The organism is uncultured Thiocystis sp. (assembly GCF_903866365.1).
GTDB lineage: Bacteria > Pseudomonadota > Gammaproteobacteria > Chromatiales > Chromatiaceae > Chromatium.
Genome location: NZ_CAIPNF010000023.1, coordinates 1 through 7,057 on the forward strand (window position 1 = coordinate 1; position 7,057 = coordinate 7,057).

The 7,057-nt window shown below is 58.8% G+C and carries 5 protein-coding genes; 3 read left to right on the forward strand and 2 right to left on the reverse strand.

Going from position 1 to position 7,057, the window contains the following annotated elements:
* Together QZY07_RS01070 and QZY07_RS27285 are read left to right on the forward strand one after the other, a co-directional pair.
* Positions 1 to 1,676, forward strand: a 1,676-nt coding sequence (locus QZY07_RS01070) for a transglutaminase family protein (RefSeq protein ID WP_295399123.1), incomplete at its 5' end; no start/stop codon positions are given.
* A gap of 396 nt (positions 1,677 to 2,072) precedes the next feature.
* Complete coding sequence (locus QZY07_RS27285; RefSeq protein WP_363183527.1) at positions 2,073 to 2,306, forward strand: type II toxin-antitoxin system PemK/MazF family toxin; 234 nt, start codon at positions 2,073 to 2,075, stop codon at positions 2,304 to 2,306.
* A 143-nt stretch (positions 2,307 to 2,449) separates the two neighbouring features.
* Here the strand turns inward: QZY07_RS27285 and QZY07_RS01075 are convergent, their stop codons facing one another.
* Together QZY07_RS01075 and QZY07_RS01080 are read right to left on the reverse strand one after the other, a co-directional pair.
* Positions 2,450 to 2,677 (reverse strand): DUF433 domain-containing protein, encoded by a 228-nt coding sequence (locus tag QZY07_RS01075; protein ID WP_295399125.1) that lies wholly within the window; start codon positions 2,675 to 2,677, stop codon positions 2,450 to 2,452.
* 264 nt (positions 2,678 to 2,941) lie between these two features.
* Entirely contained in the window at positions 2,942 to 4,936 is a 1,995-nt protein-coding gene (locus QZY07_RS01080; protein WP_295399127.1) for a DUF262 domain-containing protein, read from the reverse strand.
* Between the two features lie 660 nt (positions 4,937 to 5,596).
* On the opposite strand from QZY07_RS01080, the gene QZY07_RS01085 reads away from it, so the two are divergent.
* Positions 5,597 to 6,781: an ISAs1 family transposase gene (locus tag QZY07_RS01085; RefSeq protein WP_295399129.1), complete on the forward strand. Its 1,185-nt coding sequence runs from the start codon at positions 5,597 to 5,599 to the stop codon at positions 6,779 to 6,781.
* Positions 6,782 to 7,057: the final 276 nt, after the last annotated feature.

The window sequence follows — 7,057 nt, forward strand, 5'->3', positions numbered from 1 at the left end:
ACAGCCGGCTGGTCGAACCGGCCCAGGCGCCCCAGATCATTCGCGAACAGGGCGTGCAACCGCGCGATCTGGCCGCGCGTTACGGACGGCTCGCGCCCGCCGATCACGCGCATCAGGACGTGCGCCAACAGATCGCGCTACCCGACGACCTGCATCCCGACCTGATCCGCACCGCGCTCTGCATCGAGCCGCGCGAGGGCCGACTCTATTGTTTCATGCCGCCTCTGACCCATCTGGAACACTGGCTGGATCTAGTTCTGTGCATCGAGGACACGGCCGCCGAACTCAAGCTGCCGATCATCATCGAGGGCTATGAGCCGCCGAAGGATTTCCGCTTGCAGAAGCTCGCGGTCACCCCGGACCCCGGCGTCATCGAAGTCAACATCCACCCGGCTGAACGCTGGGACGACATGGTGCGCGACACCGGCATCCTCTACGAAGAGGCGCGGCTCGCCCGGCTCGGCACCGAGAAGTTCATGCTCGACGGGCGTCACACCGGCACCGGCGGTGGCAACCATGTCACGCTCGGCGGCCCCACGCCGGCGGATAGCCCGCTGCTGCGCAAGCCCGATCTGGTGCAGAGTCTGATCGCCTACTGGCAGCATCACCCGAGCCTGTCCTATCTCTTCTCCGGCATGTTCATCGGCCCCACCAGTCAGGCCCCAAGGGTCGACGAGGCACGCGACGACCGGCTCTACGAACTGGATATCGCCTTCCAGCAGATGCCCTCGGGCACGGTACCGCAACCCTGGATCGTCGACCGGGTGCTGCGCAACCTGCTGACCGATGTCACCGGCAACACCCACCGCACCGAGTTCTGCATCGACAAGCTCTACTCGCCCGACAGCGCCGCGGGCCGGCAGGGGCTGGTGGAATTCCGCGGCTTCGAGATGCCGCCGCATTATCGGATGAGCCTGGCGCAACTGCTGCTGCTGCGTACCCTGGTCGCCCGGTTCTGGAAGGAACCCTACGCCCGCAAGCCCATCCGCTGGGGCACCGAACTGCATGACCGCTTCCTCCTGCCCCACTTCGCGCGCCAGGATTTCGAGGACGTGATCTGCGACATGCGCCGCGCCGGCTACCCGATCGACACCACCTGGTTCGATCCCTTCTTCGAGTTCCGTTTCCCGCATTACGGCGATCTCGTCACCGAGAACGGCATCAACATGGAACTGCGCGCCGCCATCGAACCCTGGCATGTGCTGGGCGAGGAAGTCACCGCGCAGGGCACCTCGCGCTTCGTCGACAGCTCGGTGGAACGCATGCAGGTCAAGGTCAACGGACTGGTCGGCGACCGGCATGTGCTGGTCTGCAACGGCCGGCGCGTCCCGCTGCGCCCGACCGGACGCAAGGCCGAATTCGTCGCCGGCATCCGCTTCAAGGCGTGGAGTCCGCCGTCGGGTCTGCACCCGACCATTCCGTCGCACAATCCGCTGGTCTTCGAGATCGTCGATCTCTGGAACCGGCGCAGCCTGGGCGGCTGCACCTACTATGTCGCCCATCCTGGCGGCCGTAGCGAGAGCAGCTTCCCAGTCAACAGCTACGAGGCCGAAAGCCGACGCATCGCCCGCTTCCGGCTGATGGGGCATACGCCTGGAGTGATCGACCCGCCGCCCGAGGAACCGGCCGGCGAGCATCCCTATACGCTGGATCTGCGGTATCGGTCGGGGTGCTGAGTCACCCATCCGTTCTGCGCCGCCAGGGCTTCCAGCCCTGGAGAACCAGGCCAGTCGTCCATACAAAATGAGGCGCTTTATGGCTAGAGTTCACGCCAGTATCCCCGACGACCTCCAACGGCAGATTCAAGCGATCGCTCGGGCGCGCGGCGTTCCCTTGCGGCTCGTGGTTGAGGATGCCCTGCGGTGCATCGTCGCACCTGAGCCGTTCGCAAGCGATGCCGATGCCGATGCAGAGATCGAAAGGCGGCAAGCGGATGTGTTGAAGGACCACCCGTGGGAGACATAAGGCGTGGGGATATCGTGCTCGCGGCGGCAGCGGGCGACGACGGTAAGCCAAGACCCTGGCTGGTCATCCAGGCCGACAAATAGATTGGCGCCGACGGTCCGGACTCTATCCTCGTTTGTCCCTTTACCAGTCACCAAGAGACCCTGCCCTACCGCGTTCCGGTTAGTCTTCCATACGGAGACGCTGTCCGAGCGTCCTGGGCAATGACAGATAAGCTCATGGCCGTGAAACGGGAACGTATTCGAGCGTCCGTCGGCAGGGTGTCGTCTCAGGAATTCGCCGCAATCGAATCCGCGATCGCAGATCTTCTGGGATTGGTCTTAGCGCAGCAGGCCAGTTGAAAATTCAAGTTCACACAGTAGATTGACATCACCCCGTCAGGAACGTTTCCCAGCGGGTGCGGCGGCAACGGTTGGCGGCCGATAAACGTGCGGGGCGGGGTGAATATACCCTGTCCCGCCTCAGACATCGCAAAGGACTCTCATTAGGCCACGCGTCGCAGTGGCTCACTAGACACCAGCAAGCGGGCGTAGTGCAGACAGGCCCGGATGTCGTCACGCTCCAATTCCGGGTGGTCGGCCAAGATCTCATCCCAGCCCATGCCGGCGGACACGATGTCGAGGATCACCTCCACCGGCCAGCGCAGATGGCGGATGCAGGGTTTGCCATGGCAAATGTCCGGTTCGAGAGTAATACGGCTCAAATCAGGCATCACGGGATCTCGGCGGTGTTCATGCTCGGAAGGCTAGTCGCCCGACCAACCCTGTTCAAGCTCTGCGATCCAGGCGCATCGGGTTGGCCGTTGCCAACAGTGTTTCATCGGACACGGAATGACGCGAAACAAAGCGATTGCCTCGCCGGAACCGGGAGGCTCTGCAACCCGCTCGGCTCTCACGCGGAGTTGGGGTTGTGAGCGGCGCGGGAGCGGAACACCGGTCTCGGAGCACATCAGTTAGGCGCTTGACGGACATCTTAATCAATCGCTTTTGGTCGTGACTTTCACTACCCAGTCAGTGGGCGAATACCCCATCGTTTCAATGACTCGGCGGCATAGGCGATGGATGGCCGCCGCTCCCAGGTTGGTTTCGATGTAGTAGTAGCCGTCACCAAGCTCCTTCGGATTTCTGAAACCTTGCGGACTCTTGGCGATGTACTGGGGGACATGTTCGGACAGATGGTCGAACTGACCAGGGTCCAGTTCGGCAAGAGCCGACAGCGTGAATTGCAGCACTTCGCGCCAACTTTTGACCGTGAATGTCCGATCTAAAATAACTAGAGTCTCGGGTTTGGTCCCGACAATGCCATCCGTTCCGGGTTGTTTGAAGAAGCCAGGATCGCCGAAATAGGGCCAGCGGTTCAACGCCTGCTCAACAAGATGTTCCGCACGTTCAAGGATGTCTTCCTGACGCCAGTTCTCGGCGGCTTTGAAGTAGCCGTTCAGCACCAGATGGCTGTTCAGGAATGCCTGACGCTTGGCTGGATAGGGGCTGTTGGATAGCTCGCCGTTATAGCCGGTCAAGGTCAGATTTCCGATGGTGTGCAGGCAAGTGTCGTGCGTCTCGGTCCAATCGTCCCCAAGATGACCTTTCCACCAATCGTTTAGCGTCTGCGGCATGACGTGCTCGATGGTCAGATCCTCGATTTTGACCTGTTCCTTGTGCTTGTAATGGCGTTCTAGCGATTCCAGTAAGAACCTGGTTTTCTTTTCACGGTCGCCCCGTCCGTAGAGTTTTTTCTCGATCAGATCCTTCCGAAACCGATCGTCGTTTGGATAGCCCTTGTTCTGGAGCATGACCTCAAAAGTCTGTACGAAGTCGTCAGTGAGTTGCTGTTGAATCTGGTTGTAGAGCGGGGCGAAAATCTTGTTCAATTCATTGGTGGGCAGGCCGCAGACGAAGCGGCGGACCAGGTAATTTTCGAGCCGCCCAATGCTTTTGGCGAACTGTTCATCCGTCAAGTGATTCTGGCTGTAATCGCGATACAGGTTGAGCAGGAACGGATAGACCGTGGTGATTTCAAGTCGGTTCAGACTCTCCAGCGCGTTGTGGACCAGCTTGCTCGATTCCGTGTCCGGATGGAGCAGCCGTGCATAGTATTCGGCAAAGACGGCAAGTTCCTTGATTGCCTCGAAAACATCGCTAGAGCCAAGACGCTTCTTGAGGGTGATGTAGACCTCGGATTGCTTGACGACCGTGCCGCTGCGCGACAGATAGTGGCGCACGAACTCCGTGAGAGATTCGCCCATGGCGCCTTCCATCGGCTTCCAATACTTCAGGTAGACGCTTTTTTGCTGCTTCTGCGGAATCCGCATGAACAGGTAGTTGCGGATTAGATCGGCTTCAGTGAGCTTGTGGCCTTTGAAATTCAGGCTCTCGAAAACCAGATAAGGGTTTTCATGTGTCTCAAGGGTGATCGTGACCAACGACAGCCGTTGGGCAATGGTCTCGAACAGCGTTCTGAGCGGTGGCGCTTCCGGATTCCTGATGCGTCCCCGGAAAAAGCCGTGGCATTCGCTCAATCGGTGATCGGGCAGGGATGCCTTGCCATCGAGAATGGTTTGAAAGGCGGTGTAGTCGTTGTCCGACAGCAGTAATTTGTAGCAGCCGTCTCCCTCCTCAAAGCGGTTAAAGAGCATTTTTTGCTCGATTTCCTCGGCAAGTTTCGGTTCCTCATGTTCGCGGGCATGATCGCGCACGGCAGCCAGTAGCACCATCAGGGTCGCCATGCGTTGTTGGCCGTCGATGACGATAAATTTGGGCAGGTTCAGGGATAGATTGTCGGCGGGTATCAGGACCAGCGACCCCAGAAAGTGCGAGCGTTGCTGATCCGTATCTTCCGCCAGTTCCTGGATGTCATCCCAGAGCGTGTTCCAATATTGACGATCCCAGACATAGAACCGCTGAAACAGCGGGATCACGAGCTGCATGGTGGTATCGATCAGCGACCGCAGCCGACTTTCTTTTGCTTGCACGTCAATTCATCCTTACGTCTACTTGCTGATTCCTCATGGCGGATCGCCGCATACCTGGCTTTCCGGTTTATGTCGAGAGGCGAAAACGCACTTTTTAAAGAATACCACTGTCAACAATGTTCACGTGTCTGTGTCTGGTGTCTGTACAGGGCGAGCGCGTACCCCTATAAATCAATAAGTTACAGTTCATATGTATTGTGAAGCTCGCATCTTAACTGTTTGATTTTATTGATTTCAGAAAAAATTATACGCGCTCACCCTGGGTGTCTGTAGGGTCAGTTCTCGCATCGTTACCAGGTCAGCCTGTAAAATTGGCCGAGAGGTTCTGCAACCCGTGCGGCTCGGCGCTTATGCGGAGTCGGGGTTGTGAAGCGGCGCGGGAGCGGATCCACGGCCGTATAGGAGCGCTGCATGCTCAAGAGGCCGAGAGCGGCATCGCCCTGACGACCGTTCACACGGACGAAGAGACCGCCTCACGCATCATCGATCTAGCCAAGGCGGCATAGCGCATTGGGCACAGTTCGGCAGGACGGGCGTTGCGAGGGTGCGAACCGAGCCGCCCACAGGGCAATCGCATCAACGTATTAGCGCAGACTGTTAGACAATCCAGTCGGTGGCCCCAATGATCTGAGTCTTCTGACTCTTGGGGAGATATCGCCGATGTGCGACTTGAGTGTGGAGCGATCGATCGCGCACTATTTTGCCACGTTGGACGAACCGCGCAGCGCGATCCAACGCCGGCACCTCTTGAGCGAGATGATCGTGATCGCCATCGCCGCGTCCTTCAGTGGCGCCGACGGTTGGGTGGGTGTCGAGACGTTCGGGCAGGCCAAGGAGGCGTGGCTGCGCACCTTTCTGCAATTGCCCGCGGGCATCCCGTCGCACGACACTTTCGGGCGGGTGTTTGCGCGGATCGATCCCGCACAGTTTGCCGCCTGCTTTCGCCAATGGAGCGCGTCGGTGGCCGAGTTGATTCCCGATGAAATCATTGCCGTGGATGGCAAGACCCTGCGCCGCTCCCATAGCCGCGGCAAGGGCTTGGCGGCGTTGCATCTGGTCAGTGCCTGGGCGACGGCCAATCGGGTGGTGCTCGGGCAGGTCGCCACCGACGCCAAATCCAATGAGATCACGGCGATTCCGCGTTTGCTGGCATGGCTGAAGCTGGAGGGCTGCATCGTCACCATCGATGCCATGGGCTGTCAGACCAAGATTGCCGAGCAGATCATCCACCAAGGCGGTGATTATATGCTGGCCCTCAAAGGCAACCAAGAAACCCTGGCGGCCGAGGTCGAGGAGGCGTTCATCGACGCCGATGCCAGAGGCTATGTTGGCGTCGACTCTGAGTTCATCGAGACCGTCGAGCGGGGGCATGGTCGTCTCGAAACCCGTCGCTACCGCACCCTGGGCGATCTCTCCGGCGTGCCGCGCAGCGCCCTGTGGGAGGCGATGAATATGATCGGCATGGTCGAATCGCGCCGCGAGGTCGCCGGCAAGGTCTCGGTCGAGACCCGCTATTTCATTGGCAGTCTCGGCACCAGCGCCGCGCGCTTCGCCCGCGCGGTACGCGGCCACTGGGGCATCGAAAACGGTCTGCATTGGAATCTCGATATCTCCTTTCGGGAGGATGAGTGCCGTGTCCGCGATCCAGTGGCGCGCGAGAATCTCGCCGTCCTGCGTCACATCGCCCTCTCGCGCCTCAAGAATGACGGCACCAAGCTCGGCATTCAGAACAAACGCTTGAAAGCCGGTTGGGATGAGTCTTACCTGTCGAAATTGCTCTTCGAGTCGCCTCAGAGGCAGGGCGGTCAAGACGCATCAGTAACCGCTAATATTAGCGGTGCTTGATGCGATTGCCCTGAGCCGCCCATCGTCCGTCGATATCGCCTTGATCTTTGATAAAGTCGTATATACAGTGTCAGTGAATGCGGAGACCTCAATTTGTTGGCTGTGGATACCATCCACCGGAATAAATGGGCGTTCCGCATGGGTGTTCGGGGTTTTTTTCTCGAATTTTCAATGGTATAAATACTTCAGGAATAGAACACTAAAGACCTTGGCAATCATATAATACAATACCCATTTAAGCTATTCGGCATAAAAAATATGGATCACACCATTCAC

Excerpts from the sequence above, each read along its gene's own strand:
- QZY07_RS01075 (WP_295399125.1), bottom strand. The coding sequence starts at position 2,677 with ATGCCTGATTTGAGCCGTATTACTCTCGAACCGGACATTTGCCATGGC.
- QZY07_RS01085 (WP_295399129.1), top strand. The coding sequence starts at position 5,597 with ATGTGCGACTTGAGTGTGGAGCGATCGATCGCGCACTATTTTGCCACG.